Here is a 25,339-nt window from a genome sequence, read left to right on the forward strand (position 1 = left end):
ATTTAAGTATAGAACTTTGATATAGTTTATACAAATAGAAACGCTTCTTCGTGTATTCTGTGATTTTCTTTTGAAATGAGGAAAACTTTGGAGTAAAATGAACGTGGACAGAACAATATTTAGGAGGAATAAACTATGTGTACGTCTATTACTTATGTAACAAGTGATCATTATTTTGGAAGGAATTTTGATTATGAAATATCTTACAATGAAGTAGTCACTGTTACTCCAAGAAATTATAAGTTGAATTTTCGAAAGGTAAATGATTTGGATACTCATTATGCAATGATTGGTATTGCCGCTGGTATAGCTGACTACCCTCTTTATTACGATGCGACAAATGAAAAAGGATTGAGTATGGCTGGGCTAAATTTTTCTGGGTATGCTGATTATAAAGAAATACAAGAAGGGAAAGACAATGTATCTCCTTTTGAATTTATTCCTTGGATTTTAGGACAATGCTCAACAGTAGGAGAAGCTAAAAAATTGTTAAAAAATATCAATTTAGCAAATATAAATTATAGTGATGAACTTCCTTTATCCCCTTTACATTGGCTATTAGCTGATAAAGAAAAATCAATTGTCATTGAAAGTATGAAAGATGGACTTCATATATATGATAACCCTGTGGGCGTTCTTACCAATAATCCTTCATTTGACTATCAATTATTTAATTTAAACAATTATCGTGTCTTATCGAGTGAAACTCCTAAAAATAATTTTTCAAATCAAATAAGTTTGAATGCCTATAGCCGCGGTATGGGAGGGATAGGCTTGCCTGGAGATTTATCCTCAGTATCTCGTTTTGTTAAAGCGACTTTTACGAAGCTGAATTCTGTATCTGGAGATTCAGAGTCAGAAAGTATTAGTCAATTTTTCCATATCTTAGGTTCAGTAGAACAACAAAAAGGTTTGTGTGATGTTGGTGATGGAAAATATGAATATACAATTTATTCTTCTTGTTGTAATGTTGACAAAGGAATCTATTATTATCGAACATATGAAGACAGTCAAATTACTGCAATTGATATGAATAAAGAAGACTTAGATAGTCATAAGTTAATTAGTTATCCAATTATAGAAAAACAACAAATTAAATATATAAATTAGTTAGTGTGTTGTGATTGATTATTTAATATAGATATAATACAAAAAGGCAAAGATATTTTCAAAACATTTTTTCTTGATGTGATATCCTTGTCTTTTTTGTAATGTTTTTAACTTATTGCTTTTGCAAAATTTATTTACCTGTTTTCTGGATCAACGATAGTGTATATTATGCTATCCTTGTTTGGATTTTAGGACGTTTAAAGAGGCACTTTTTTACATAACTTAATCCATAGACCTTTTAAGCATGCTGTGAGATAATAATAAAGAAGAGTTTAAAGCGCACCCCAAACCACTTCCCCATAAGTGTATTACGCTTTAAACTCTTTTATATTTGAATTCACTAAGAAGCATACCATATTTTTGAAAAAAAGTGAGAAAAAAGGCTTATAATTAGGATTTAGAGTAATTAATTAGATGTTTATTTTATAGGACTGATACTATAGATTACAAATAGTATCGTATTTCGCAATCTTAAAATTATCTTCTTACTATGAATAAGATAATAAAATTTGTATTTGTCCTTTTTAGGTAACTTATTTTAATCTATATACCTTTCTGGATCAACGAAAGTATACTTTATATAATCATAACGTCGATGATCGCTCCGTGCGTCTGGCACGTCAGTCACGATATCAAACAAAAAATACACATCTTTCTTCATTCTAGTTTTCGCAGCAGGGATTTTAAAGTAGTTTTTATTGGAATAGTAGAGATTGATTAATAAGCTATCTTCGATTGCTAAGAAGAAAACTTCTGAATCCCATACTTTATAAAAATCTTTGATAAATCTATTCGAAGGGTCAAATTTAAACCATAATTGTGTTTTTCCTTCCATCAACATAATGTTCACCTCAAAAAGAGTATACGAACAAACGTTTGTTTTGTAAATAAAAAAGATGAGCTAAATTAAATGCTCATCTTTTTGACTGATATTATACTTCTAATAATTCTTGTTTCTTTTTATTAAATTCTTCCTCTGTAATGATTCCATCATCCAATAGTTCTTTATATTTTCTTATTTCATCTGCTTGACTTTCTGAGGTGTTAGTCGGAACTCCTTCTTTTTCTTTTACTATCCATTCTAATTTCGTAACAAGTTTATTATATATATCCATAGAGGCTCTTCCTACAATAGAATCTAGTTTAGTTTCGCTGTTAATGATTAAATATTTAACTGATGAGTTATCAGCAAGATGAACCATAACACCTAATTGTTTTACAGATTCAAATTCTTTGCCACCAGTACCGGCGCCAACTAAAGCTCCAATAGGACCTGCTAGTACACCACCAACAACTGCTCTATTTATTCCATGATGTTTTTTTATTTTTGATCCTTCAAAAATCGGTGTATAACTGATTAAGTCATTATAGTTGAATACACACTGCTCTCTATTTTTTAATATAGACTTCTTTATAAAAGCTTTATTATGGATATCATCAAAGTAGAAATCTTCAATGATCAAGTTACTATTATCTTTAAAATAGTTAAAAATTTTTGCTTGTTCAGCCTTCTTTATTTCTTTTTCTTTTTTCTTAGCTAGTTTTTTTTCTTTATTACCGAATAACCCCATATACATGAACCTTCCTTCTATATAATATTCACATTCTTATCCTATCAGAGGAAAATATTATATAAAAGAAGTTATGAAAATTTGACATAAAAAATGACCATACTTTGACCATACTTTTGAGAAATAACAGGAAATTGCACATTATAGATAATATTAGAAATCTAGTGATCTCAAGCTGTCAGCATTGTTCAGAATATACCAGAAAAAGGTATATTTGAAGTGTCTGTTTATCCAGTAGCTCAAGAAGCTTAATTGAATCTTGTGATTAAAGAGGTTGTGACAAGACTTTTGTCACAGCCTTTTTTTGTTTATAAAAATAAAAGTTGTAGTGGAGGCTACGAAGTTTACTTTGTCTTTTTACACTTAATATTTTTTTGCCAATTTGGAATCAGAATGTTTTGATAACTATCGTTTTCAATTGATGGAATCTATATTGTTTGCTATCAGTGAAATAATTATATGGTAAACAGTGTTCTTTTTCTTGTTTCCATTATAAAAATCGTATCGGGATTTTTCGTTCTTTTAAATTGAACATTTCTATCTATCCGCGTGTTATCAACAAAACAAAATCAGGTAAATAGTTGACGAAACAGAAATAAATACATAGTATTATGTTTTGAAGCCTAAGTACAACAGTCTATAGAAAAGGAGCGATACCATTGGCAAAACGCATTGACCGAATTTATATGTATGTCAAAGAAAAAACCGCTCATTTAACAAAGGCAGAATATGATCAAGGAGTAACAACACAGGAAATTGCTGAAGTGTTAGGGATTCAGCGAACAAATAGCAGTAAAGATCTGAATCAGCTAGTGCGCGAAGGGAAACTGATAAAGACAGACGGACGACCAGTACGTTACATATATCAAACACTCGTTACGCACGTAAAGCCAGTTACAAAACATGTAGTCAGTTACAAAGAAACGCCGGTCTCTGAAGAAAAAAATACACTCCAAATAGATACTAAGGATATCTTTGCAAAAATCATTGGAGCTAACGGCAGCATGAAAAATTCAGTGGAACAGGCAAAAGCTGCGATTTTGTATCCGCCAAGAGGATTAAATTGTTTGATTACAGGACCTACCGGATCAGGAAAGACTTATTTTGCACACGCGATGTATCATTTTGCAAAAGCGCATCATGTAATAGATGAGGAAACGGAACTGATTGTTTTCAATTGTGCTGATTATGCCAATAATCCTGAGCTTTTGATGAGTCATTTATTTGGGTACGCAAAAGGTGCTTTTACAGGCGCAGATGAAGAAAAAATGGGGATTATCGACCAAGCGGATGGCGGTATGCTGTTTTTGGATGAGATTCACCGGTTGCCGCCTGAAGGTCAAGAAATGATCTTTTACTTTATGGATCACGGAACTTACAGTCGTCTTGGGGAAACAACGAAATCCCATGAAGCAAATGTACGGATCGTAGGTGCGACCACAGAAGACCCAGGTTCTTCTCTATTAGAAACTTTTGTTCGGCGTATCCCGATCAATATCAAACTTCCGGCTTTTGAAAAACGTCCTGCAAATGAGAAAGTCGATTTAGTAAAAATCATGATTGCCCACGAAGCAAACCGCACGCAGCGAAAGATTTCTTTGACAGAAGATGTAGCAAAAGCATTGATCGGCAGTGTGACCTATGGAAATATAGGACAATTGAAGTCAAATATCCAGTTAGTATGTGCACGAGGATTTCTAAATCATATGCAATCACCCGAAATATCGATCACAATCGATGATTTGACAGAAGGGATTCGTAGCGGATTGATTCAATTAGCAAGCAACCGCAGTGCAATGGCAGAGCTTTCTAAAATATTGGAGCCAAAGATAACTGTAGCACCAAATGATACGATCATGAAAATCCAATCAGACTCCTATGAGTTACCTTATAATCTATATGATATCATCGGAGATAAAGCAGCTTTACTGAAGTCGGATGGTTTGGATCAAGAAGCAATCAATCATTTCATTTCTACAGATATCAACATCCATCTGAAGTCTTTCTATAAAGACCATGGTTTTTCTTTTAATGCAGACAGCAAATTAGCAGAATTTGTAGATCCGAAAATCATAGAAGTGACCAATCAGATTTATGTAATGGTCAAAAGATCTTTACCATATGAGTTTCAGCAAAACTTTATTTATGCTATGAGCTTGCATATCAGTTCTTTTTTGAAAAAAATCAACTTAGGAGAAGAACGGCATACGAATGATAACATCCGTGAGATGGCTTTTGATTTTCCAGATGAATATGCTGTTGCGAAAGAAGTGCGTAGTTATATCGAAACGTATTTTCAAGTGGAGATTCCAGAAAGTGAAGACTATTACTTGACCGTTCTACTCGTCTCGTTACGGGCAAATCAAGCAAGCGGCAGAATCGGTGTAGTCGTTGCAGCTCACGGAAACAGCACAGCAAGCAGTATGGTCCAAGTTGTCCAACAGTTGTTAGATGCAGAGAACGTACGAGCAGTAGACATGCCTTTGGATATGGATCCGAAAACAGCATTGGACCGAATTGAACGCAATGTACAAGAAGTAGATGAAGGAAGCGGGGTCATACTCTTAGTAGATATGGGGTCCCTTGCGTCGTTTAATTCGCAAATTCAAAGAGACACTGGAATTCCAGTACGTACTGTTGATATGGTAACAACTTCTCTAGTTTTGGAAACTGTACGAAAGGTCTCAGTATTAGGGACAGATCTAGATATGTTGCATGAATCATTGAAAAATTTTCGAGGTTACGCAGAAATATCTTCTGTAGAATCTGTTCAGGAAGCAAAACCTATTCATAAGAAAAAAGCTGTTTTGGCTATCTGCGCATCTGGCGAAGGTACAGCACAAAGAATCAAAGAATTGATCGAACGAGCGGTAAACAAGCGTCAAGAAACAGAATTAGAAGTTCTAGCTTTGTCGATTGTGGAAGTGAAAGAAGAACTGCCAGTTATCCAAAAAGAATATCAGATCATAGCTACTACTGGGATTACTGATTTGAATATCCAAGCCCCATTTATTCCTTTAGAACGTTTTATTGATCAAAATATCGAAGTCATTTTGGATCAGTTGCTGATGGAATCAGAATTGGAGGAAACTGAATTCATCTCCCTAGATGAAGAGTCAGCTAAAAATACGTGTGTTGAGTTTATCTCTGATAACTTCATCTTTATTAATGGTAGTAAGTTAATCGATCCAATGTGGCAATTTTCTACACAAATCTCTCAGACGACGGGAATCGGCGATGAAGAATATGGATTCAAAATCAACCTAGTGATGCACACAGCAGGAATGATCGAACGTATTATTCGGAATGAACTATTGACTGTGGAAGAAAACGAATTGACAAATACAACGAATGATCCTCTTTATAGCCAATTGGCAGCCTCAGTTGTTCTGTTGGAAGATCAGATAAAAGTAAAAGTGCCGATAGAAGAAATGTATTATCTGCTACGTCTAGTCCATAATCAGTTAGATAAAAAAGAATACACTGTGCCATGAATACACAAAAACGATACACTTTTATAGTGTATCGTTTTTGTGTATTGGTTAAGAATCCTTTAAATTCAATTAGTGTATCGTAAAAAAGTTGGCACGCTTTTTGCTTATAGTAGTGTGTGCTAGGAGGTGGTTGTTCACACAGAAATGATAGGGGTTTCTGTGAAGTAGTGAGGAAGAAGGAGTTTTGCAGATGGATATTCGATTGGCACGTATAGATGATCGTTTAATCCACGGGCAAGTCGCAACAGTTTGGTCGAAGCAAACAGGTGTTGAACGTATCATTGTGATCAGCGATGTAGTCGCTCAAGATAAATTGAGAAAGTTTCTACTAAAAGAAGCTGCACCGCCGGGGATCACAGCAAATGTAATAACCGTGCAGAAAATGATTCAAATCTATCATAGTGGATTATTATCACGAGCAAAAGTGATGCTTTTATTCACCAATCCCCAAGATGTTGAAGCGGTTGTCCGCTGCGGTGTACAGTTGAAGTCGTTGAATATCGGCGGTATGAGTTTTACTGAAGGCAAATCAATGATTACCAATTTTGTTTCAGTAAATCAACAAGATATTGATTCCTTTCGTTACTTGAACAGTCAAGAAGTGGAGTTAGAGATTCGAAAAGTACCTGCTGACAGGAAAATCCTTTTGATGGAACTACTAGCGAAAATCAAAAAGGTGTAGCAAGAATGGTTGTTGGAAAAGGTCAAATAATTCTGTTGTAATGGTTAGCAATTATTAATATTTTTGAATTTGTTACAACAAAAGTAAATAGGAGGTATAAATATGGTAGGGATTATCCTAGCGAGTCATGGACAATTTGCTGAAGGAATCTTACAATCCGGTTCAATGATCTTTGGCGAACAAGAAAACGTCAAAGCCGTGATTTTGAAACCAAGTGAAGGTCCAGATGACTTGAGAGCCAAATTGGAAGAAGCGGTTGCTTCTTTTGATAATCAAGACGAAGTGTTATTCTTAGTTGATTTATGGGGCGGAACACCGTTCAATCAATCAAACACATTATTCGAAGAGCACAAAGATAAATGGGCAATCGTCAGCGGTTTGAATTTACCAATGTTGATTGAAGCCTACGCATCACGCTTTTCAATGGAATCTGCTCATGAAATTGCAGCACACATCATTGAAACAGCAAAAGACGGTGTAAAAGTAAAACCGGAAGAATTAGAACCGGCAGAAGCACCGAAAGCAGCAGTTGAAGACGCACAACCTAAAGGAGCACTTCCAGAAGGAACTGTGGTCGGAGACGGGAAAATCAAATATGTATTAGCACGTGTTGACTCACGTCTGTTACATGGACAAGTTGCGACAGCTTGGACAAAAGCAGTGCAACCAAACCGTATTATCGTTGTTTCAGATGCAGTATCAAAGGATGATCTGCGTAAGAGACTAATCGAACAAGCTGCTCCTCCAGGTGTAAAAGCAAATGTTATTCCTATTAGCAAAATGATCGAAGTAGCAAAAGACCCTCGTTTTGGAAATACCAAAGCATTGCTTTTATTTGAAAATCCTGAAGACGTATTGACAGCTGTTGAAGGTGGCGTAGACATCAAAGAATTAAATGTTGGGTCAATGGCGCATTCGGTTGGTAAAGTCGTTGTAAGTAAAGTATTGTCTATGGGACAAGAAGACGTTGAAGCGTTTGAGAAGCTTGAACAAAAAGGTGTGAAATTCGATGTACGTAAAGTACCTAATGATTCACGCGATAACATGGATGATATTTTGAAAAAAGCAAAAGCTGAATTAGCAAAAGCGTAATAAATAATATTAAAATTTATAGGAGGCTTATCATGTCTATTATTTCAATAATTTTAGTCGTATTAGTTGCCTTTCTAGCTGGTATGGAAGGTATTCTTGATGAATTTCAATTTCATCAACCACTAGTGGCATGTACATTGATCGGTTTAGTTACCGGTAACCTCGAAGCTGGTATCGTACTTGGCGGTACGCTTCAGATGATCGCTTTAGGTTGGGCAAATATCGGTGCCGCTGTAGCACCAGATGCTGCATTAGCATCAGTAGCATCAGCAATTATTTTAGTTTTAGGTGGACAAGGTGTTAAAGGTGTTCCTTCTGCGATCGCGATTGCCGTTCCTTTGGCTGTTGCAGGGTTGTTCTTAACAATGATCGTACGTACAATCGCTGTTCCAATCGTTCATTTGATGGATGCGGCTGCTGAAGAAGGAAACATCCGTAAGGTTGAAATGTGGCACATCATTGCTGTATGTTTACAAGGGGTTCGTATCGCGGTCCCAGCAGCAGCGTTGCTATTTATCCCAGCACAAACTGTGCAATCATTCCTTGAATCAATGCCAGCATGGTTAACAGATGGTATGGCTATCGGTGGGGGAATGGTCGTAGCTGTAGGTTACGCTTTGGTAATCAACATGATGGCTACAAAAGAAGTATGGCCATTCTTCGTTATTGGTTTCGTTGTAGCTGCAATTTCTCAATTAACATTGATTGCTCTAGGTGCTTTAGGTGTTGCATTAGCTCTTATTTACTTGAACCTTTCTAAAATGGGTGGTTCATCAAATAATGGAGGCGGAAGCAACTCTGGTGACCCTTTAGGCGACATTTTGAATGACTATTAATCTTGAAGGAGGAAAATAAAATGGCAGAAGAAAAAATCAAATTATCAAAAAAAGATCGTTTAGCTGTTGCGTGGCGCTCTACCTTCATTCAAGGTTCATGGAACTACGAACGTATGCAAAACGGTGGCTGGGCATTTTCTATGATTCCAGCAATCAAAAAATTATACAAAACAAAAGAAGAACGTTCTGCAGCATTAAAACGTCACTTGGAATTCTTTAATACACACCCATACATTGCTTCTCCAATTTTAGGGGTTACATTGGCACTGGAAGAAGAACGTGCGAATGGCGCGCCTGTTGATGATGTAGCGATTCAAGGGGTTAAAGTAGGTATGATGGGTCCTTTAGCTGGTGTTGGTGATCCAGTGTTCTGGTTTACAGTACGTCCAATGCTAGGTGCACTAGGTGCTTCATTAGCTATGGGAGGAAATATCCTTGGACCAATCATCTTCTTCTTAGGTTGGAACATTATTCGTTGGGCATTCATGTGGTATACACAAGAATTTGGCTACAAAGCTGGTTCTAAAATTACTGATGACCTTTCTGGCGGATTGTTACAAGACGTAACAAAAGGTGCTTCAATTTTAGGGATGTTCGTATTAGCTGCCCTTGTACAAAGATGGGTATCAATCAAATTCTTACCAGTTGTATCAACTGTAAAATTAGATAAAGGTGCTTACATCGAATGGGATAAATTGCCTTCAGGTGGTGAAGGAATCAAGAGTGCATTTGAACAAGTTAATAATGGCTTAGCCCTTTCTCCTGAAAAGGTAACAACATTACAAGACAACTTAGACCAATTGATTCCTGGTTTAGCTGCATTAGGATTAACATTGTTATGTATGTGGTTGCTTAAGAAAAAGGTTTCTCCAATCGTTATCATCCTTGGTTTATTCGTAGTCGGTGTTGTTGGACACGTCATCGGACTTTTATAATCCATAAAAATATAGCTCGGGCGTTGTCCCGAGCTTTTTTTATATAGTATACTGTTCATAAACAAATATCTGGAGGGAGAAAATGGTTCAATCAATCAATACAAAAGTAGACTTGGTAATTGATGCTACTTCGTTTACGGGTCTGACAGATTACGGGCAAATCATGATAGGTGATAATGGTTTTGAGTTTTACCATGCGCGAGATAGACGCAAATATATCCAAATTCCATGGGAAGAAGTGGATTATGTACTAGCATCAGTCATGCTAAAGGGAAAATGGATTCCTCGATATGCCATTCAAACGAAAAAAAATGGTACATACACATTTTCTTCCAAAGAACCTAAAAAAGTGCTTCGTGCGATCAGAGAATATGTAGATGAAGATAGAATGGTACAATCATTGAGTTTCTTTGATGTAGTGAAACGTGGTATTCGTAGTATGTTTAAACGCAAGTAAAAAATAAAGAAAACTTCTAAGAGGAGGTTTTCTTTATTTTTTTACTTTGCAGAAGAAAATATGAAATAGCAAAACCAATTATTTGTCCCCTTTAAATCCCATATGCTAAAATTGATTAGCAAAGAAGGAGGTTATATTATGAGTTGGTTATGGACATTGATTGTTGGAGCCGTGATCGGAGCAATTGCAGGTGCGATCACCAGTAAAGGAAATTCGATGGGCTGTGTAACGAATATCATTGCTGGACTAGTCGGTTCAAGTATTGGACAAGCGATTTTCGGCGAATGGGGACCAAAAGCTGCAGGTATGGCACTTATTCCATCTATTTTAGGCGCAGTGATTTTGGTAGCAGTTGTCTCATTTTTCTTTGGAAAACGATCATAAGTTTTTACAAAATAGTAAACTAAAAGGAGTTGCAGCGAGACTGTGACTCCTTTTTGGCTTTATTTATTTAAAATAAAAAGAAGTTTTCCGGAAATTTTTATTTAACTGTCGTGTACGAAGAAAAGTTTGCTATAATGGAAAAAAGCGTGCAAAGAAAGAGGGAGTTTCATTATGATGCTACGTGTAGAAAAATTGCGCAAAAAAATGCAAGAAGAAAATTTGGATTCATTTTTGGTTACCAGTCCGTACAATCTTCGTTACTTAACGAACTTTACAGGTACGACAGGATTAGCTGTTATTACTTTGGAAAAAGCATTTTTTATTACTGATTTTCGTTATACCGAGCAGGCGGCAGCGCAGGCTCAAGGGTTTGAAATTATTAAAAATGTCGGACCTATTTTTGATGAGGTAGCAAACTTAGTACGCAAAGAAGAACTGCACTCATTAGCTTTTGAGGAAACAACAGTCTCATTTTTAGAATATTCGGTTTTAGAAGAAATCATCGATGCGGAATTAGTACCTGTTTCACAGATGATCGAAGAACTCAGAGAAGTGAAAGATGAAGAAGAAATCGCCATTATCGAAAAAGCATGTCATATTGCGGATATGGCATATGATCACATCCTGAAAATGATCCAACCGGGCATGACTGAGATTGAAGTCGCAAATCAACTAGACTTTTATATGCGTTCTCTTGGCGCTTCAGGTGTTTCTTTTGATACGATCGTTGCTAGCGGATTGCGTTCGGCTATGCCGCATGGTGTAGCAAGCAAAAAAATCATCGAACAAGGCGACTTGATCACATTGGACTTTGGCTGCTATTACGAAGGGTACGTTTCCGATATGACACGTACATTCGCTATTGGTGATCCTGGGGAAAAATTAAAAGAAATTTATCAAATAGTCTTAGATGCTCAATTAGCAGTTATTGATGCTGCAAAACCAGGAATGACTGGTGTCCAATTAGACGCAGTTGCTAGAGATTATATTTCAAAACATGGTTACGGGGAAGCATTTGGACATTCTACAGGACATGGGATCGGTCTAGAGATTCACGAAGGACCAAACGTTTCTTCTCGTGCAGAAAAGCAATTTGTACCAGGAAATGTGATCACTGATGAACCAGGGATCTACTTACCAGGAATCGGTGGAGTACGTATTGAGGATGACTTGTTGATCACAGAAGATGGAAATCGTGTGTTGACTCGTTCACCAAAAGAATTGATCATCTTATAGTTTCATCAATAGAAGAAGTAAGCGTAAAAATCAGTGTTCACAGACTTTGTTATAGAAAATCACTCGATTTAATGATACACTATAGAAGAACTTTTAAGCTGTAAGAGATAATAAAGTTGGGTGTTTTCTCCAATTCATAGCAGTTTGCAGCTGATCGGCGGCAGTTTTCTTACCACGTGATCACTATGCCGCATCATAGAGAATTCGGATGTATCTCGTGCTTAGGCAAAGGGAGGAATAAATAAATGGCAGATGAAAAAAATTTGATTTTAAACGCAAACCAAGATTTAGGAGAGATCGTGATCGCTCCTGAAGTCATCGAAGTAATTATCGGGATTGCAGCTTCTAAAGTAGAAGGCGTATACGGAATGCGCGGAACTTTTGCCAGCAATGTCACTGAATTATTAGGACGTGCAGCTCACGGAAAAGGTGTTTACTTAGCAAACGAGGAAGATGGCTTGAAAGTAGATCTTTACTGTTATCTAGAATATGGTGTTTCAGTTCCTAAAGTAGCAATGGAAATGCAGGAACGGGTCAGCCAGCAAGTCCTTTTCATGACGGATATCGATTTATCTGAAGTCAATATCCATGTAGTAGCTGTTGTTCCTGAAAAATTAGAACAACCAACAATCGAAGAACTTTTTGAAGACGAAGAGGAAGAGAATGAATAAAGAATTATCAAGACACGAGATTCGGGAAATGGCATTGCAGGCTTTATTTCCATTAGACTTCAATGCAGACCTAACAAAAGAAGATGCGATTTTCAACGCAATCGAATTAGACCACCGCGACATGATCAACGAAGATGAATCAGAGTTTGTTCCTGTTTATCTTGATACGCTAGTTGGCGGTGTCTGTGCAAAAAAAGATGAATTGGATAAAGTGATTGAAAAACATTTGAAAAACAATTGGCACATCAATCGGATCTCAAAAATGGATTTGGTGATCTTGCGTATCGCGATTTTTGAAATGACTTATGTGACAGATGTACCAGCGGCTGTTGCTTTAAATGAAGCAATCGAGTTGGCAAAAACATTTAGTGATGACCGTTCACGTAAATTCGTCAACGGTGTTTTATCCAATGTATTGAAAGAATTAGAAGCTGGGGCGTAAGTCCTAGCTTTTTTCTATGAATCATCATAAACCTGTTATAAATCGGGAAAATTCTATGGTAGAATGAAAACACAAAAAATATCTGGGAGTGGTTAGATGGCAGAATTGATTAACGGAAAAGAATTAGCTGAAAAAATGCAGGCAGAGATTGCTGTAAAAATCCAAAAATTGAAAGATAATGGTATCCATCCCGGATTAGTCGTTTTATTGGTAGAGGAAAATCCAGCCAGCCAAATCTATGTAAGAAATAAAGAACGTGTAGCAAAAGAAATCGGAATCCATTCATTGGTAGAGCGTTATCCTGAGACGATTTCTGAAGACGAACTACTTGCAGAAATTGAAAAATACAATCAAGATCCTAGTTTTCATGGTATATTGGTCCAATTACCATTGCCAAAGCATATAGATGAAGAAAAGATCCTGTTAGCTATCCGCCCTGAAAAAGACGTAGACGGCTTTCATCCGATGAATTTAGGCAGACTCCTTGCGGGTAAACCGGACAAGATCCCTTGTACTCCATACGGCATCATGAAAATGTTTGAAGCTTATTCTATCGATCCTGCGGGTAAACGAGCAGTAGTTATCGGACGAAGCAATATCGTCGGTAAACCGATGGCTCAGCTACTCTTGATGGCAGATGCAACTGTTACTGTGGCTCACTCTAAAACCGAAAATCTGGCTGAACTGGCACAAGAAGCAGATATTTTAGTCGTAGCAATAGGACGTGGACATTTTGTCACAAAAGAATTCGTAAAACCAGGTGCTGTAGTGATCGATGTAGGGATGAACCGTGATGCTAACGGTAAGCTGATCGGTGATGTGAAATTTGATGAAGTGGAGCCTATTGCAGGCTGGATCACTCCTGTGCCAAAGGGTGTAGGGCCAATGACTATCACGATGCTGATGTATCAAACCGTAAAATCTGCCGAAGCTTTTGGAGCAGGTGAATAGATGGCACAAGAATATTTAACTGTCACTACATTAACGAGGTATTTGAAACGTAAATTTGATGCCGATCCTTATTTAGAACGCGTATATTTAACAGGCGAAATATCGAATTTCCGTTTACGTGCCAATGCCCATCAATATTTCAGCTTAAAAGATGACCATGCAAAAATATCTGCTATTATGTTCAAAGGAGCATTCCAAAAATTACGATTCCAGCCAAAAGAGGGAATGAAAGTCCTTGTTGTTGGGCGTATTTCATTATATGAAGCGGGAGGTTCTTATCAAATCTATGTAGAGCACATGGAGCCTGATGGAATAGGTGCTTTATATCAAGAATTGGAAGAACGAAAAGAAAAGCTGATGAAGGAAGGCCTTTTTCAAGGGCCTAAAAAAATGCTGCCACGTTTCCCAAAGCGAATCGCGGTCCTTACCAGTCCAAGCGGAGCGGTTATCCGCGATATCATCACGACGGTGAAAAGAAGATATCCAATTGTCCAATTGGTTTTGTTCCCAACAGTTGTACAAGGAAACCAAGCAGCGGACAATGTTGTCAGGAATATCCAGAGAGTAGAAGAGATGGGCAATTTCGATACAATGATCATCGGTCGTGGGGGTGGTTCGATTGAGGATTTATGGCCGTTTAATGAAGAGCGGGTTGCTCGGGCGATTTATCAAGCTAATACGCCGGTGATTTCATCTGTAGGACATGAAACAGATACCACGATCGCTGATTTAGTAGCAGATGTTCGGGCTGCCACTCCAACAGCAGCTGCAGAATTAGCTGTTCCTGTTTTGTCAGAAGAGTTGATGCGCATTCAAGAACGGCAAGCTAGATTGCAGCAGGCGTTTGTACGCCAGATCCAGCGCAAACAAGAACGGTTCGAGCGTGCTCGACGTTCCTATGTATTTCGGCAGCCTGAAAGATTGTATGAAGGTCAGACCATCAAATTAGACCAGTTGAAACAGCGATTATATCAAGCTACACAGCAAATTTATCATGCGAAAGAAAAACAAACGATCGCATTAAGCCACCAATTGGAACAAGTGGCTCCGCTTTATCGAGTTAAAGCAGCTCGCCAAGAAACTGCTTATCTAGAAAAACGCTTAGAAGAGAAAATCCAACAATATATGAAACAACAGCAGCAGCGTTTTGCTCAAGCTGTTCAATCTCTTGATTTGTTGAGTCCATTGAAAATCATGGGAAGAGGCTACAGCTATACGACGTTAAATGATCAAGTAGTAAAAAGTGTCTCCGAGATTCATCAAGGGGATTTGCTGACGATCCATTATCAAGATGGAATCGTTAAAGGACAAGTACAAGAGATAGACAAAGGAGAATAAAAATATGGAAAATCCAACTTTTGAAGAGTCACTGCAAGAATTAGAAAAAATTGTCATGCAGTTAGAACAAGGAGACGTTCCATTAGAATCAGCTCTAGATTCGTTTAAACGAGGAATGGAATTAAGCAAACATTGCCAAGATACATTAGCTAAAGCAGAAGAGACCTTGACGAAAATGATGACAGAATCAAATGAAGAAGTTGATTTTGACGGAAACGAGGAAAGCTGAGATGAGATTAACTGACTTTTCAGCTATTCATCTACCTGCTGTAGAAAAAGAAATCTTGTCTTTTTTAGATGAGCATACAACGGATAGAGGACTCTATGATGCGATGAGTTATTCAGTGAAAGCAGGCGGGAAAAGAATACGTCCCTTATTACTTTTAACGGCCGTTGCTTCCTTTGATGAGCCTATTGATGTTCCCGTCTATCAAGTAGCAGCTGCTTTAGAAATGGTGCATACGTATTCCTTGATCCACGATGATTTGCCTGCGATGGACAATGATGATCTTCGTAGAGGAAAACCTACCAATCATAAAGTATTCGGCGAAGCATTAGCTATATTGGCCGGAGATGGTTTGCTTACAGGAGCATTCCAGCTAATCAGTATGGCACACTTAGGTAATTCTCCTAAGCTTCTGCTGCTTCAGCAATTAGCTGTTTGTGCGGGATCACAAGGTATGGTTGCTGGACAAGCTGCAGATATCGAAGGCGAATCGAAAAAGCTTTCTTTAGAAGAATTAGCATTTATTCATGAAAGAAAGACAGGGCATTTGATTCGTTATGCCTTGCTGGCTGGTGGCATATTAGCGAAGCAACCTGAAGAAATCATATTGCTACTTCAACGATTAGCCGAACATTTAGGTTTGGCTTTTCAGATAAGAGATGATCTACTCGATGTGATTGGTACAACGAAAACATTAGGGAAAACAGCTGGTAAAGATGAACGTATGGAAAAAAATACTTACCCGCGTTTATTAGGCCTAGAAAAGACACGTGAGGCGTTGGAGATTGAACTGTTATCCGCCAACAAGATCATAGACAAATTAGAAGAGGACGTTTTTTCTTTTAATGGCGGGCTGATGCGCCAGATGATCAAGCAATTTGATGTGGAGAAATGAGGGAAAGAATGGAAAAAGAACGCGTAGATGTATTAGCGGTCAAACAAGGATTATTTGAAACAAGAGAACAAGCCAAACGTTCAGTGATGGCTGGTTTGATTTACAACGAAAAAAACGAGCGGTTTGATAAACCGGGAGAAAAAATTCCAGTGAGTAGTGAATTAAGAGTCAAAGGTAAAAAACTTCCTTATGTTTCTCGGGGTGGATTAAAATTAGAAAAAGCACTCAAAGCATTTGATCTATCTGTTGAAGGAAAAACATTGTTAGATATTGGTGCTTCCACTGGCGGATTTACTGATGCAGCTTTGCAAAATGGCGCAAAAATGAGTTATGCTTTAGACGTTGGCTACAATCAGCTAGCTTGGAAAATAAGACAAGATCCTAGAGTCGTCGTAATGGAAAGAGTGAATTTTCGTTATGCAAAACCCGAAGACTTTACCTTAGGAATTCCAGAAGTTGCTGTTATCGATGTTTCTTTTATTTCACTAAAACTGATGCTGCCTCCATTACATGCTATTTTAAAAGAAGAGGGAGAAGTGATTGCCTTAATCAAACCCCAATTCGAAGCAGGCAGAGAAGCTGTAGGGAAAAACGGAATTGTTCGTGACCCTCAGACCCATCAAAAAGTTTTAGAAGACATTTTGTCATTTGCGGCACAAGGTGGATATGATGTGCTGGAATTAAGTTATTCTCCGATCACGGGGGGAGAAGGAAATATCGAGTTCTTGGCTCACTTGAGGAAAGTACCCGAAAGCGGAACAATCAATTCAGCTATTAATATGGCAGAAGTGGTTTCAAATGCACACGAACAGTTTGACCATAAATAAATTGTAACTGTGAAAATCAAGTGAGAAGTATGCGGATTCTTCTTTATTATACCAAGGAAATAAGCTATCATTGATTAAGAAGAATATGCTAAGGAGCGAAGACGTAATGAGAAAAAAAGATCGGCATCGTTTGATTACTCGATTGTTGAGTGAGCAAGATATCCGAAAGCAGGAAGAATTTGTTGAAATCCTGAAAAGCAAAGGAATATCTGTTACTCAAGCTACGATTTCCAGAGATATAAAGGAACTGAAACTGATCAAGGTACCGGCTTCAGATGGAGGCTACCGTTATAGCATACCAGCTGAAACAAACGAAGATGTAAATACTAAATTGGAAAAACTATTAAAAGACGCTTTCGTGGCAGTTGACCAAATGGAAAAATTTGTTATTTTAAAAACATTGCCGGGAAATGCTTCGGCAGCAGCAAATTTGATTGATAAACGTTACAAGAAAGAATTATTTTCGATTATCAATGATGACGATAATGTTTTGATGATTACACGAACTGAAGACCAGGCAGTTTTATTGAAGAAAGACTTCCTGCATTACCTTTAAGTTGAGGAGCGAATGTGATGCTACAAGAAATCAGTATTACTAACTTTGCGATTATTCCGGAATTGCGGCTTTCTTTTCACGAAGGAATGACCGCGCTGACCGGAGAGACTGGTGCGGGTAAATCCATTATTATCGATGCTTTAGGTCTGTTAGCAGGAGGAAGAGGTTCAAGCGATTATATACGTCAAGGAGCAGAAAAATGCGTGCTTGAAGGGTTGTTTGAACTACCAAAACAAGAAGGATTCTCTGAACTGATGGTTGAATTAGGGATCGAAACAGATGAGGACAATCTGATTGTTCGACGGGATATGTCCTTAACTGGAAAAAATGTTTGTCGAGTGAATGGTCATATCATCACATTAGCTAATTTAAGAAGAATCGGCAGTTATTTAGTAGATATCCAAGGACAAAACGAACATCAGGAACTGCTCCAGCCTGAATCACATCTTGCTTTATTGGATCGTTTTGGAGATGTAGCTTTCCAACAGAAGAAAAAGAGTTATCAGCAAGAATATATCTCTTATCGTGAGCTGGAAAAAAGGGTACGAAAAGTGCAGCAAAATGAAAAATCCTATGTTCAGAGAATAGATATGCTCCATTTCCAGCAAGAAGAAATAGCTGCTGCTGATTTGCAAGTCGGAGAAGAAGAGAAATTAAAAGAAGAAAGAGAAAAACTTAGCAATTATCAAAAAATTGCTGATGGATTAGCTGCAGGTTACGGAGCACTGACGAATAATGAACAAAACAGTGTAGATGGTGTTGGCTTGGCCGTTTCAGAACTGCAAGGGATCGCCCATCTAGATGTGGAGTATGAAGCAATTTATGAAAATATCCAAAGTGCTTACTATTTGCTGCAAGATGCAATCGGCGATATGAGTCGTCAGATTGATTTATTGGAGTTAGATGAGAGTCGTTTAGAAGAAGTGACGCAACGTTTAGAATTAATCCGACAGTTGAAACGTAAATACGGCGAATCCATTGAGTCAATATTGGCTTACTATGACGAAATCACCGAAGAGCTAGCTTCTTCTGATTTTTCAGAAGGTCAATTGGACAAAATGAAAGAGGAACTAGAGCAAAAAGAGCTTCTACTTCAGCAACAAGCCGCAGATCTTCATGAAGCGCGTAAAAAAATCGCAAAAGAATTGGAAAAATCCATTCTGCATGAATTGAAAAGTCTGTATATGGAAAACACTGAGTTTGAGGTACGTTTCTTAAAAGAAGAAAATAGACAATTGAATCATGATGGATTTGACCAAATCGAATTTTACATTACGACCAATCCAGGAGAGCCACTGAAGCCTTTGGTGAAAGTCGCTTCTGGTGGCGAACTGTCTCGGATGTTGCTTGCTTTGAAAACTATTTTTTCTTCTGAGCAAGGTGTGACAAGTATTATTTTTGATGAAGTGGATACAGGTGTGAGCGGAAGAGTTGCACAAGCCATCGCAGATAAAATTTCTCAAATATCGAAATACTCTCAAGTTTTGTGCATCACTCATCTGCCTCAAGTTGCTGCAGTCGCCGACTATCAATATTATATTGTGAAAGCAGTGATTGATGGACGTACGCAAACTTCTGTTTCAGAGTTGAAAACAAAAGAAAGAGAAGAAGAAATTGCACGTATGCTGGCTGGAAGTGAGATTACAAAACTCACACTCGAACATGCAAAAGAACTATTGAAACTCGCAAAAAGGACCTGAGCCACCTCGCAGTGGTTCAGGTCCTTTTCAGTAGCCGATAGCTATATTTTATTTTTACAGGACACTCATTATAGCAGTCAATACAACAGATCCAATCGTTAAAATCAGCATTGTCCAAATGACAAATTTTGTTACTTTAGCAAAAGTACTTGTTTGTTTTTTTTCACGCATTGTTTTCAACCTCGTCATTAATTAGTTGATTCAAGTGTACAATCTTTTTGCCATTTCCACAAGAGGGCTTTTTTATAAAAACTTCCCTTTTTTTAAATAATAGGTAGTTACGATACAAATAAATAATGTTAATAGAACTAGCCATATAAAGGCATCATCCCTTTCAGCAATAGGTAACTTAATGTTCATTCCATAGATACTGCCGACGATTGTCGGTATAGTTAAAATAATCGTTAAAGAAGTTAAAATTTTCATAATATTATTCAGATTATTCGATACGATTGCTGAAAAAGTCTGATTCATTTGTTCTACTAGTTTTAATTGAATACGAGAAGTAGTCATTGCCTGCTCTGTTTCCACCAATACATCACGTAAATGATTTTTCAAAGCATGATTTTCTTGGAAAAGTTTATTTTGCGCTAGTTCTTTCAATGCATCTAAATTAGCAGAAGTCGCTTCTCTGAAATAAACGAGGCTTTTTTGGATATCCATGATTTGATAAAGTTGTTTGTTTTCAGTGGATACTTGAAGTTTGGCTTCCAAAGTATCGCATTGAGATTGAAGCGTAGCTAAATAACTGTTGTAAGAGAGTGTGACCTGCCAAATGAATTGAAAGAAGATATTGAGATTAGGCGAAATATCACTTTTTGGAAAGGTCTGGCTAAAGACTTTCTTTAAAAACAGTGGTTCATGATTCGTAATTGTGATAAGCTTCTTTTTGGGCGTCAAAATAATAGAGAGCGGGTATGTATCCACTTGAAAATAACCGCTAGGACTTGTTTTAGCAAAAGGATATTGTAACAATAATAACGCTGGCTTTGTCAACTTTGATTGATTAAATTCTTCTGTACGGGAATTTTCTGCATCGTCCAATATGGAAGTGATGTAATCTGACGGAATTTCAAATTGATGTGTCAGCTGATGAATCTCTTCTTGATTAGGACGTTCTACACAATACCAGATCGTTTGGTCAGTTTCCTTTCCGGTATTACGCAGTTTCTCATTATCTAATGTAAAATATTTGATCATGATTTTCCTCCTGTTGCCTGTTTCTTTTATTATAACGGATAGGGAATTGGAATACATGGAATGTGTTTGTAAGATATAGAATATAACTGCATAAATTTAAATAAAATGAAACAGTTGTGTAAAGTATATACAGTATACTTGAAGCAACGATAAAAAAGGAGTTTACGTTCATGGGCACATTCACACCACTTATCTTGTTTTGGTATATTTACCCGGTAATCGTTTTGTTTGGTTGCCAATTTCTTGTAAAATTATTTTCGTTAAATCGTCGTTTTAAAATAAAAGCCCCTGATTTGGCGATTCCTTTTTTGTGGGGTGGTATGCATGCATTGTCTAGAAATACAGGGACAATTTCTATCTTACCGTTTTTCTTTATTTCTGTTTTGCTAATGGGAATTTGTATTGCTGTTTTCCAAGCATATTATTATGAAGAAATTATTTATCCGCGTTATTTCAAGATGACTTGGCGTTTGGTTTTTCTGTTGACAATCGTCTTGTACGCTGTCTTGATCATTGTGAACATACTTTCTTACCTATGAAAAAAATAGAAAAGCTGTAAAAAGTCTTTTAAAAGGCTTTTTGCAGCTTGATTTTTAAAAAAATGTTTATGAATAAAAAAGTTGTTCCCGGATTTCCCAGAAAAGGTGGTAGAAAGTGGGGGATTGTGGTAGACTAATTTTAGTTAGTGGAGGAATGGGGGGCTTTCAATGTTGATGGGTGAATTCCAACATAATATTGATGCAAAAGGACGTTTAATCGTGCCCTCAAAACTTCGTGAAGAACTTGGTGAAAAGTTTGTTCTGACACGCGGATTGGATGGCTGTCTTTTCGGCTATCCGATGAGCGAATGGGAAAATCTGGAAGCTAAACTGAACGAAATGCCGTTGGCTAAAAAAGACGCACGTACTTTTGTGCGATTCTTCTATTCGGCTGCCACTGAATGCGAACTTGATAAACAAGGACGAATCAATATACCCAGCACGTTAAGAAATTATGCAGCTTTGGCAAAAGGTTGCGTAGTCATCGGTGTATCTAACCGAATTGAAATTTGGGATGAGACACGATGGCAAGATTTTTCTGCAGCAGCAGAAGATAACTTTGACGAAATTGCTGAAAGTATGATTGATTTCGGACTATAAGAATAGGAAGAGGCTGACTAATGACTGAAACATTTCAACACTATACAGTCATGTTGAAAGAAACGGTAGATGGATTGAACATCAAACCGGATGGCGTTTATGTAGACTGTACACTCGGCGGTGCCGGACATAGTGAATATTTATTAAGCCAACTAAGTTCTAAAGGGCATCTGTATGCGTTTGACCAAGATCAAAAAGCAATCGATCACGCCAAGCTGCGTTTAGCTTCTTACGTCGAACAAGGTATGGTCACATTTATCAAAGCGAATTTCAGAGAATTAGAAGAACGCTTGAGTGAACATGTAGATAAAGTAGACGGCATTTTGTATGATCTAGGGGTTTCCTCTCCTCAACTAGATGAAGCAGAACGTGGATTTAGTTATCATCAAGATGCACCCTTGGATATGCGTATGGATCAGTCAGCTCCTTTATCCGCTTATCACGTAATTAATGAATATTCCTACCATGAATTAGTAAAGATTTTCTTCCGCTATGGCGAGGAGAAATTTTCCAAACAAATTGCTCGTGAAATCGAACGAGTACGAAAAACAAAACCAATCCAAACAACTGGTGAGCTTGTCGAAATCATTAAACAAGTCATCCCAGCTCCCGCAAGAAGAAAAGGCGGGCATCCTGCAAAAAGAATTTTTCAAGCTGTGCGGATTGCAGTAAATGACGAACTCGGTGCCGAAGAGGCCTCTTTAGAACAGGCAATCCGGTTATTGAAAGTCAATGGAAGAATCAGTGTGATTACATTCCACTCATTAGAAGACAGAATTGTCAAAAGTATGTTTAAAGAATATAGTACGGTACAAGATTTACCACCGGGACTTCCTGTCATACCTGACGAATTTCAACCGGAACTGAAAGTCATTACTCGTAAACCAATCCTTCCTTCAGAGGAAGAGTTAGCAGAAAACAATCGATCACGCAGTGCAAAGTTACGTATTGCAGAAAAAATAAGAATGAAAGAGGAGTAGAATGATGGCAGAATTAAAGAAAATGCAAGAGTACGAATATGATTTACCTGAATTGGTGGATCAGCCAGAACAACAAATGCCAGATTCTTCTTCGAATCAAGAAATCATTCTTCCACAATCACCAGCAAAACGATTGAAGCAGATTTCTGCTTTGGAAAAAATTGCTGTAGCAAGCGTGGCGATTGCTATTGTTGCTTTGTGTGTTTTAACAGTCATGTTGCGTACAAATATCAGCGGAGCTGAAAAAGAAATCACGTCAATACAAACAGAAATCAATGATAAAAAGCAAGAAAAAACGAGTTTAGAACAAGAAAAAAATGAACTTTCTCGTACTGAACGGATTAAACAAATCGCAGAAGAAAAAGGATTGTCTATTAATGACGACAATTTAAGGAAAGTGAAGTAAATGAGTCTTAAAAATAAAATTCGGCGGTTTATGGAAAAGAAAAATCTAAATCCGATGAACAATCGCAAAAAAGTAGGTATCATTTTATTTGCTACGAGTATTGGATTGTTCTTTTTATTTGCCGTCCGTTTCTCGTATATCGTTATTGGAGGTCATGTTGCTGGTACCTCATTAGCTGAAAAAACAAAACAGTTGTACCAAGGAAGTGAAGTAGTAAAAGCAAAAAGAGGAACGATTTATGATCGTAACGGTGTGGCGCTCGCAGAAGATGCCTCCTCTTATTCAATTAAAGCGATACTCTCAAAAACATATACCTCTGGGGATAAAAAACTGTATGTTGAAGAAAAGAATTTTGATAAAATAGCAGAAATCCTGCATAAGAATCTTTCTATAGACAAAAAAGATGCACTGAATATTTTAGAAGACGGCGCAAAAAAAGAGCTGTATCAAGTTGAATTTGGTAGCTATGGGAAAAATATCTCCCAAGAAACCAAGCAAAACATCGAAGCGGACATGAAAAAAGAAGGTGTCGCTGGTCTTTACTTTGTCGACCATCAGGCTCGGATGTATCCAAATGGCGTCTTTTCTTCTCATTTTATTGGATACGCAGTTCCAGACAAAGATGAGAATGGCTTAGTTGGTAAACTAGGTTTGGAGTCTGCTTACAATGATATTTTGAGCGGTAAAGATGGTAAGATTATTTATCAAAAAGATAATTTTCAAAATCCTCTGCCAGGTACAGTGGCAGAAGAAGAAAAAGCTGTCGACGGACAAGATATCTACACGACTTTAGACAGCAGACTACAAAGTTATTTAGAAACACTGATGGATCAAGTAAATGAAGAATATCAGCCAGAAGAATTGACAGCAGTCCTGATGAAAGCAAAAACCGGAGAAATCTTGGCAATGGGACAACGACCTACTTTCAATCCTGAAACAATGGAAGGATTGACTGGAAAAGATGCTATCTGGCGTAATTTCTTGGTACAAGATAGTTATGAACCAGGATCAACCATGAAAGTTTTCACTACTGCAGCTGCTATCGAAGAAGGAGAATTCAACGAGAATGAAACCTTCCAATCTGGAAAAATCCAAGTAGAAGATGCTACGATCAATGACCATGACTTTGGTGAAAAAGGTGTGCTGACCATGCGTCAAGCTCTTTCATGGTCAAGTAACGTCGGGATGGTCATACTGGAACAGCGATTAGGCGGACGATGGTATAACTATTTACAAAAACTAGGATTTGGACAAAGTACTCATTCTGGACTAGATGATGAAGTAAACGGTGCTTTACCTACATCAAATATTGTCGACCGAGCAATGAGTGCTTATGGACAAGCGGTAGGTGTGACGAATTTCCAAATGATGAAAGCTTTCACTTCTATTGCGAATAACGGTACAATGATTCAACCTCGATATATCAGCAAAGTGGTGGATCCCCAAACTGGAGAAGAGCGAACAACTCAAACAGAAGTTCTAGGGCAACCTTTTTCAAAAGAAACAACAGAAAAAGTCCGTGAATATATGAGAGATGTTGTCGAAAGCGAAAACTACGGTAGTGCTTATGGTGTATATAGTGTACCTGGATACAATGTATCGGCAAAAACCGGAACAGCCCAAATCGCTTCTGATACAGGGGGATATCAAACAGGAGATACAGCCTACCTGTATTCGATTGTGGAGATGGTTCCTTCTGAAGATCCAGACTATGTCTTGTATCTAACAATGAAACACCCTAAGACATATGATCGAATGGCCTTGGCTAAAATCGCAAATCCATTGATGAAACGGGCAATGGATTTTAAAGAAACTGAAGAAGATTCAGATACAGAAACAAAAACAGAAAAAGTATCCGTAGCCGATTATCGTAATCTTGAAGCGGACGTTGCAGCAGCTGATGCTCAAAAAAGTGGACTGCAACCTGTAGTGATCGGTAATGGTAAAAAAGTACAAAAACAATCTACTGCCAACGGTGATCAGTTGATCTCTGGAGAAAAACTGATCCTATACACTGGTGGTGATAAGCTGATGCCTGACGTAACAGGATGGTCAAAAGCAGATATCATGAAGCTGGGGAAAATCCTCGGTATTGAAGTTAGTTTTGATGGAGATGGTTATTGTGTCAAACAAGAACTTGCTCCATATGAAAAAATCACTGAAGACAAACTTAGTTTTACTTTAGAAGAATAAGAAGAGAAATAGGAGAGA

27 protein-coding genes are annotated in these 25,339 nt (G+C 37.5%); 23 read left to right on the forward strand and 4 right to left on the reverse strand.

The genetic code is table 11. The features are described 5' to 3' along the window. Positions 1 to 135: 135 nt before the first annotated feature. On the forward strand, positions 136 to 1,110 hold the full coding sequence (bsh, locus tag OS139_RS05720; protein WP_002287105.1) for a choloylglycine hydrolase: 975 nt from the start codon (positions 136 to 138) through the stop codon (positions 1,108 to 1,110). 538 nt (positions 1,111 to 1,648) lie between these two features. Here bsh and OS139_RS05725 read toward each other — a convergent pair. Together OS139_RS05725 and OS139_RS05730 are read right to left on the reverse strand one after the other, a co-directional pair. Further along, positions 1,649 to 1,951 carry a DUF5960 family protein gene (locus tag OS139_RS05725; RefSeq protein WP_002332080.1) on the reverse strand — a complete coding sequence of 101 codons (303 nt, stop codon included), beginning with the start codon at positions 1,949 to 1,951 and terminating at the stop codon, positions 1,649 to 1,651. Positions 1,952 to 2,042: 91 nt separating this feature from the next. Continuing rightward, positions 2,043 to 2,687, reverse strand: coding sequence for an SHOCT domain-containing protein (locus OS139_RS05730; protein WP_325066832.1), 645 nt, complete (start codon positions 2,685 to 2,687; stop codon positions 2,043 to 2,045). A gap of 680 nt (positions 2,688 to 3,367) precedes the next feature. On the opposite strand from OS139_RS05730, the gene OS139_RS05735 reads away from it, so the two are divergent. The 17 genes from OS139_RS05735 to recN all read left to right on the forward strand — a co-directional run bounded on the left by OS139_RS05735 (position 3,368) and on the right by recN (position 19,403). After that, positions 3,368 to 6,175 (forward strand): sigma 54-interacting transcriptional regulator, encoded by a 2,808-nt coding sequence (locus tag OS139_RS05735; RefSeq protein WP_179188970.1) that lies wholly within the window; start codon positions 3,368 to 3,370, stop codon positions 6,173 to 6,175. Between the two features lie 190 nt (positions 6,176 to 6,365). Further along, positions 6,366 to 6,857, forward strand: a complete 492-nt coding sequence (locus OS139_RS05740; RefSeq protein ID WP_002289455.1) for a mannose/fructose/sorbose PTS transporter subunit IIB — start codon at positions 6,366 to 6,368, stop codon at positions 6,855 to 6,857. A 102-nt stretch (positions 6,858 to 6,959) separates the two neighbouring features. Next, complete coding sequence (locus OS139_RS05745; protein WP_002289456.1) at positions 6,960 to 7,949, forward strand: mannose/fructose/sorbose PTS transporter subunit IIB; 990 nt, start codon at positions 6,960 to 6,962, stop codon at positions 7,947 to 7,949. A gap of 32 nt (positions 7,950 to 7,981) precedes the next feature. Further along, positions 7,982 to 8,785: a PTS mannose/fructose/sorbose transporter subunit IIC gene (locus OS139_RS05750; RefSeq protein ID WP_002294546.1), complete on the forward strand. Its 804-nt coding sequence runs from the start codon at positions 7,982 to 7,984 to the stop codon at positions 8,783 to 8,785. A gap of 20 nt (positions 8,786 to 8,805) precedes the next feature. After that, positions 8,806 to 9,720, forward strand: coding sequence for a PTS system mannose/fructose/sorbose family transporter subunit IID (locus tag OS139_RS05755; RefSeq protein ID WP_002286670.1), 915 nt, complete (start codon positions 8,806 to 8,808; stop codon positions 9,718 to 9,720). An 82-nt stretch (positions 9,721 to 9,802) separates the two neighbouring features. Next, entirely contained in the window at positions 9,803 to 10,177 is a 375-nt protein-coding gene (locus OS139_RS05760) for a DUF956 family protein (protein ID WP_002286668.1), read from the forward strand. A gap of 138 nt (positions 10,178 to 10,315) precedes the next feature. Further along, the gene (locus OS139_RS05765; protein ID WP_002286666.1) at positions 10,316 to 10,561 is read left to right on the forward strand and encodes a GlsB/YeaQ/YmgE family stress response membrane protein; all 246 of its coding nucleotides are present in this window, start codon (positions 10,316 to 10,318) and stop codon (positions 10,559 to 10,561) included. Between the two features lie 171 nt (positions 10,562 to 10,732). Then, the gene (locus tag OS139_RS05770; protein ID WP_002286665.1) at positions 10,733 to 11,797 is read left to right on the forward strand and encodes a M24 family metallopeptidase; all 1,065 of its coding nucleotides are present in this window, start codon (positions 10,733 to 10,735) and stop codon (positions 11,795 to 11,797) included. Between the two features lie 245 nt (positions 11,798 to 12,042). Continuing rightward, positions 12,043 to 12,468: an Asp23/Gls24 family envelope stress response protein gene (locus tag OS139_RS05775; RefSeq protein ID WP_002286664.1), complete on the forward strand. Its 426-nt coding sequence runs from the start codon at positions 12,043 to 12,045 to the stop codon at positions 12,466 to 12,468. Next, the gene (gene nusB / locus OS139_RS05780) at positions 12,461 to 12,910 is read left to right on the forward strand and encodes a transcription antitermination factor NusB (protein WP_002286662.1); all 450 of its coding nucleotides are present in this window, start codon (positions 12,461 to 12,463) and stop codon (positions 12,908 to 12,910) included. Before OS139_RS05775 ends, nusB begins: the two co-directional genes overlap by 8 nt. 96 nt (positions 12,911 to 13,006) lie before the next feature. Further along, entirely contained in the window at positions 13,007 to 13,861 is an 855-nt protein-coding gene (locus OS139_RS05785; RefSeq protein ID WP_002332077.1) for a bifunctional methylenetetrahydrofolate dehydrogenase/methenyltetrahydrofolate cyclohydrolase, read from the forward strand. Continuing rightward, entirely contained in the window at positions 13,862 to 15,199 is a 1,338-nt protein-coding gene (gene xseA, locus OS139_RS05790) for an exodeoxyribonuclease VII large subunit (RefSeq protein ID WP_002301369.1), read from the forward strand. Between the two features lie 4 nt (positions 15,200 to 15,203). After that, complete coding sequence (locus tag OS139_RS05795; RefSeq protein WP_002286657.1) at positions 15,204 to 15,428, forward strand: exodeoxyribonuclease VII small subunit; 225 nt, start codon at positions 15,204 to 15,206, stop codon at positions 15,426 to 15,428. Between the two features lies 1 nt (position 15,429). After that, positions 15,430 to 16,320: a polyprenyl synthetase family protein gene (locus tag OS139_RS05800; protein WP_002332076.1), complete on the forward strand. Its 891-nt coding sequence runs from the start codon at positions 15,430 to 15,432 to the stop codon at positions 16,318 to 16,320. An 8-nt stretch (positions 16,321 to 16,328) separates the two neighbouring features. Continuing rightward, complete coding sequence (locus tag OS139_RS05805; protein ID WP_002286655.1) at positions 16,329 to 17,147, forward strand: TlyA family RNA methyltransferase; 819 nt, start codon at positions 16,329 to 16,331, stop codon at positions 17,145 to 17,147. A gap of 106 nt (positions 17,148 to 17,253) precedes the next feature. Further along, positions 17,254 to 17,703 carry an arginine repressor gene (locus OS139_RS05810; protein WP_002286653.1) on the forward strand — a complete coding sequence of 150 codons (450 nt, stop codon included), beginning with the start codon at positions 17,254 to 17,256 and terminating at the stop codon, positions 17,701 to 17,703. A 17-nt stretch (positions 17,704 to 17,720) separates the two neighbouring features. Then, positions 17,721 to 19,403, forward strand: coding sequence for a DNA repair protein RecN (recN, locus tag OS139_RS05815; RefSeq protein WP_002286651.1), 1,683 nt, complete (start codon positions 17,721 to 17,723; stop codon positions 19,401 to 19,403). Positions 19,404 to 19,457: 54 nt separating this feature from the next. Here the strand turns inward: recN and OS139_RS05820 are convergent, their stop codons facing one another. Both OS139_RS05820 and OS139_RS05825 read right to left on the reverse strand, forming a co-directional pair. Further along, positions 19,458 to 19,574, reverse strand: coding sequence for a DUF4044 domain-containing protein (locus OS139_RS05820; RefSeq protein ID WP_002332075.1), 117 nt, complete (start codon positions 19,572 to 19,574; stop codon positions 19,458 to 19,460). Between the two features lie 72 nt (positions 19,575 to 19,646). Next, positions 19,647 to 20,603 (reverse strand): magnesium transporter CorA family protein, encoded by a 957-nt coding sequence (locus OS139_RS05825; protein ID WP_002286649.1) that lies wholly within the window; start codon positions 20,601 to 20,603, stop codon positions 19,647 to 19,649. 170 nt (positions 20,604 to 20,773) lie between these two features. Here OS139_RS05825 and OS139_RS05830 point away from each other — a divergent pair, with 170 nt between their 5' ends. The 5 genes from OS139_RS05830 (at position 20,774) to OS139_RS05850 (ending at position 25,321) form a co-directional block, all read left to right on the forward strand. After that, positions 20,774 to 21,142 (forward strand): DUF3397 domain-containing protein, encoded by a 369-nt coding sequence (locus tag OS139_RS05830; protein WP_002286647.1) that lies wholly within the window; start codon positions 20,774 to 20,776, stop codon positions 21,140 to 21,142. 168 nt (positions 21,143 to 21,310) lie between these two features. Further along, positions 21,311 to 21,742, forward strand: coding sequence for a division/cell wall cluster transcriptional repressor MraZ (mraZ, locus tag OS139_RS05835; protein WP_002332074.1), 432 nt, complete (start codon positions 21,311 to 21,313; stop codon positions 21,740 to 21,742). 20 nt (positions 21,743 to 21,762) lie between these two features. Beyond that, positions 21,763 to 22,722, forward strand: coding sequence for a 16S rRNA (cytosine(1402)-N(4))-methyltransferase RsmH (gene rsmH / locus OS139_RS05840; protein WP_002297994.1), 960 nt, complete (start codon positions 21,763 to 21,765; stop codon positions 22,720 to 22,722). 4 nt (positions 22,723 to 22,726) lie between these two features. Next, positions 22,727 to 23,128 (forward strand): cell division protein FtsL, encoded by a 402-nt coding sequence (gene ftsL, locus OS139_RS05845; RefSeq protein WP_002297992.1) that lies wholly within the window; start codon positions 22,727 to 22,729, stop codon positions 23,126 to 23,128. Continuing rightward, the gene (locus tag OS139_RS05850) at positions 23,129 to 25,321 is read left to right on the forward strand and encodes a penicillin-binding transpeptidase domain-containing protein (RefSeq protein WP_002286640.1); all 2,193 of its coding nucleotides are present in this window, start codon (positions 23,129 to 23,131) and stop codon (positions 25,319 to 25,321) included. It begins immediately after the preceding gene. Positions 25,322 to 25,339: the final 18 nt, after the last annotated feature.

The sequence above is a fragment of the Enterococcus sp. E4-223 genome (assembly GCF_035727065.1).
Lineage (GTDB): Bacteria > Bacillota > Bacilli > Lactobacillales > Enterococcaceae > Enterococcus_B > Enterococcus_B faecium.

Coding starts and splice junctions, on each gene's coding strand:
- bsh (WP_002287105.1), top strand. CDS start 136: ATGTGTACGTCTATTACTTATGTAACAAGTGATCATTATTTTGGAAGG.
- OS139_RS05725 (WP_002332080.1), bottom strand. CDS start 1,951: ATGTTGATGGAAGGAAAAACACAATTATGGTTTAAATTTGACCCTTCG.
- OS139_RS05730 (WP_325066832.1), bottom strand. CDS start 2,687: ATGTATATGGGGTTATTCGGTAATAAAGAAAAAAAACTAGCTAAGAAA.
- OS139_RS05735 (WP_179188970.1), top strand. CDS start 3,368: ATGTATGTCAAAGAAAAAACCGCTCATTTAACAAAGGCAGAATATGAT.
- OS139_RS05740 (WP_002289455.1), top strand. CDS start 6,366: ATGGATATTCGATTGGCACGTATAGATGATCGTTTAATCCACGGGCAA.
- OS139_RS05745 (WP_002289456.1), top strand. CDS start 6,960: ATGGTAGGGATTATCCTAGCGAGTCATGGACAATTTGCTGAAGGAATC.
- OS139_RS05750 (WP_002294546.1), top strand. CDS start 7,982: ATGTCTATTATTTCAATAATTTTAGTCGTATTAGTTGCCTTTCTAGCT.
- OS139_RS05755 (WP_002286670.1), top strand. CDS start 8,806: ATGGCAGAAGAAAAAATCAAATTATCAAAAAAAGATCGTTTAGCTGTT.
- OS139_RS05760 (WP_002286668.1), top strand. CDS start 9,803: ATGGTTCAATCAATCAATACAAAAGTAGACTTGGTAATTGATGCTACT.
- OS139_RS05765 (WP_002286666.1), top strand. CDS start 10,316: ATGAGTTGGTTATGGACATTGATTGTTGGAGCCGTGATCGGAGCAATT.
- OS139_RS05770 (WP_002286665.1), top strand. CDS start 10,733: ATGATGCTACGTGTAGAAAAATTGCGCAAAAAAATGCAAGAAGAAAAT.
- OS139_RS05775 (WP_002286664.1), top strand. CDS start 12,043: ATGGCAGATGAAAAAAATTTGATTTTAAACGCAAACCAAGATTTAGGA.
- nusB (WP_002286662.1), top strand. CDS start 12,461: ATGAATAAAGAATTATCAAGACACGAGATTCGGGAAATGGCATTGCAG.
- OS139_RS05785 (WP_002332077.1), top strand. CDS start 13,007: ATGGCAGAATTGATTAACGGAAAAGAATTAGCTGAAAAAATGCAGGCA.
- xseA (WP_002301369.1), top strand. CDS start 13,862: ATGGCACAAGAATATTTAACTGTCACTACATTAACGAGGTATTTGAAA.
- OS139_RS05795 (WP_002286657.1), top strand. CDS start 15,204: ATGGAAAATCCAACTTTTGAAGAGTCACTGCAAGAATTAGAAAAAATT.
- OS139_RS05800 (WP_002332076.1), top strand. CDS start 15,430: ATGAGATTAACTGACTTTTCAGCTATTCATCTACCTGCTGTAGAAAAA.
- OS139_RS05805 (WP_002286655.1), top strand. CDS start 16,329: ATGGAAAAAGAACGCGTAGATGTATTAGCGGTCAAACAAGGATTATTT.
- OS139_RS05810 (WP_002286653.1), top strand. CDS start 17,254: ATGAGAAAAAAAGATCGGCATCGTTTGATTACTCGATTGTTGAGTGAG.
- recN (WP_002286651.1), top strand. CDS start 17,721: ATGCTACAAGAAATCAGTATTACTAACTTTGCGATTATTCCGGAATTG.
- OS139_RS05820 (WP_002332075.1), bottom strand. CDS start 19,574: ATGCGTGAAAAAAAACAAACAAGTACTTTTGCTAAAGTAACAAAATTT.
- OS139_RS05825 (WP_002286649.1), bottom strand. CDS start 20,603: ATGATCAAATATTTTACATTAGATAATGAGAAACTGCGTAATACCGGA.
- OS139_RS05830 (WP_002286647.1), top strand. CDS start 20,774: ATGGGCACATTCACACCACTTATCTTGTTTTGGTATATTTACCCGGTA.
- mraZ (WP_002332074.1), top strand. CDS start 21,311: ATGTTGATGGGTGAATTCCAACATAATATTGATGCAAAAGGACGTTTA.
- rsmH (WP_002297994.1), top strand. CDS start 21,763: ATGACTGAAACATTTCAACACTATACAGTCATGTTGAAAGAAACGGTA.
- ftsL (WP_002297992.1), top strand. CDS start 22,727: ATGGCAGAATTAAAGAAAATGCAAGAGTACGAATATGATTTACCTGAA.
- OS139_RS05850 (WP_002286640.1), top strand. CDS start 23,129: ATGAGTCTTAAAAATAAAATTCGGCGGTTTATGGAAAAGAAAAATCTA.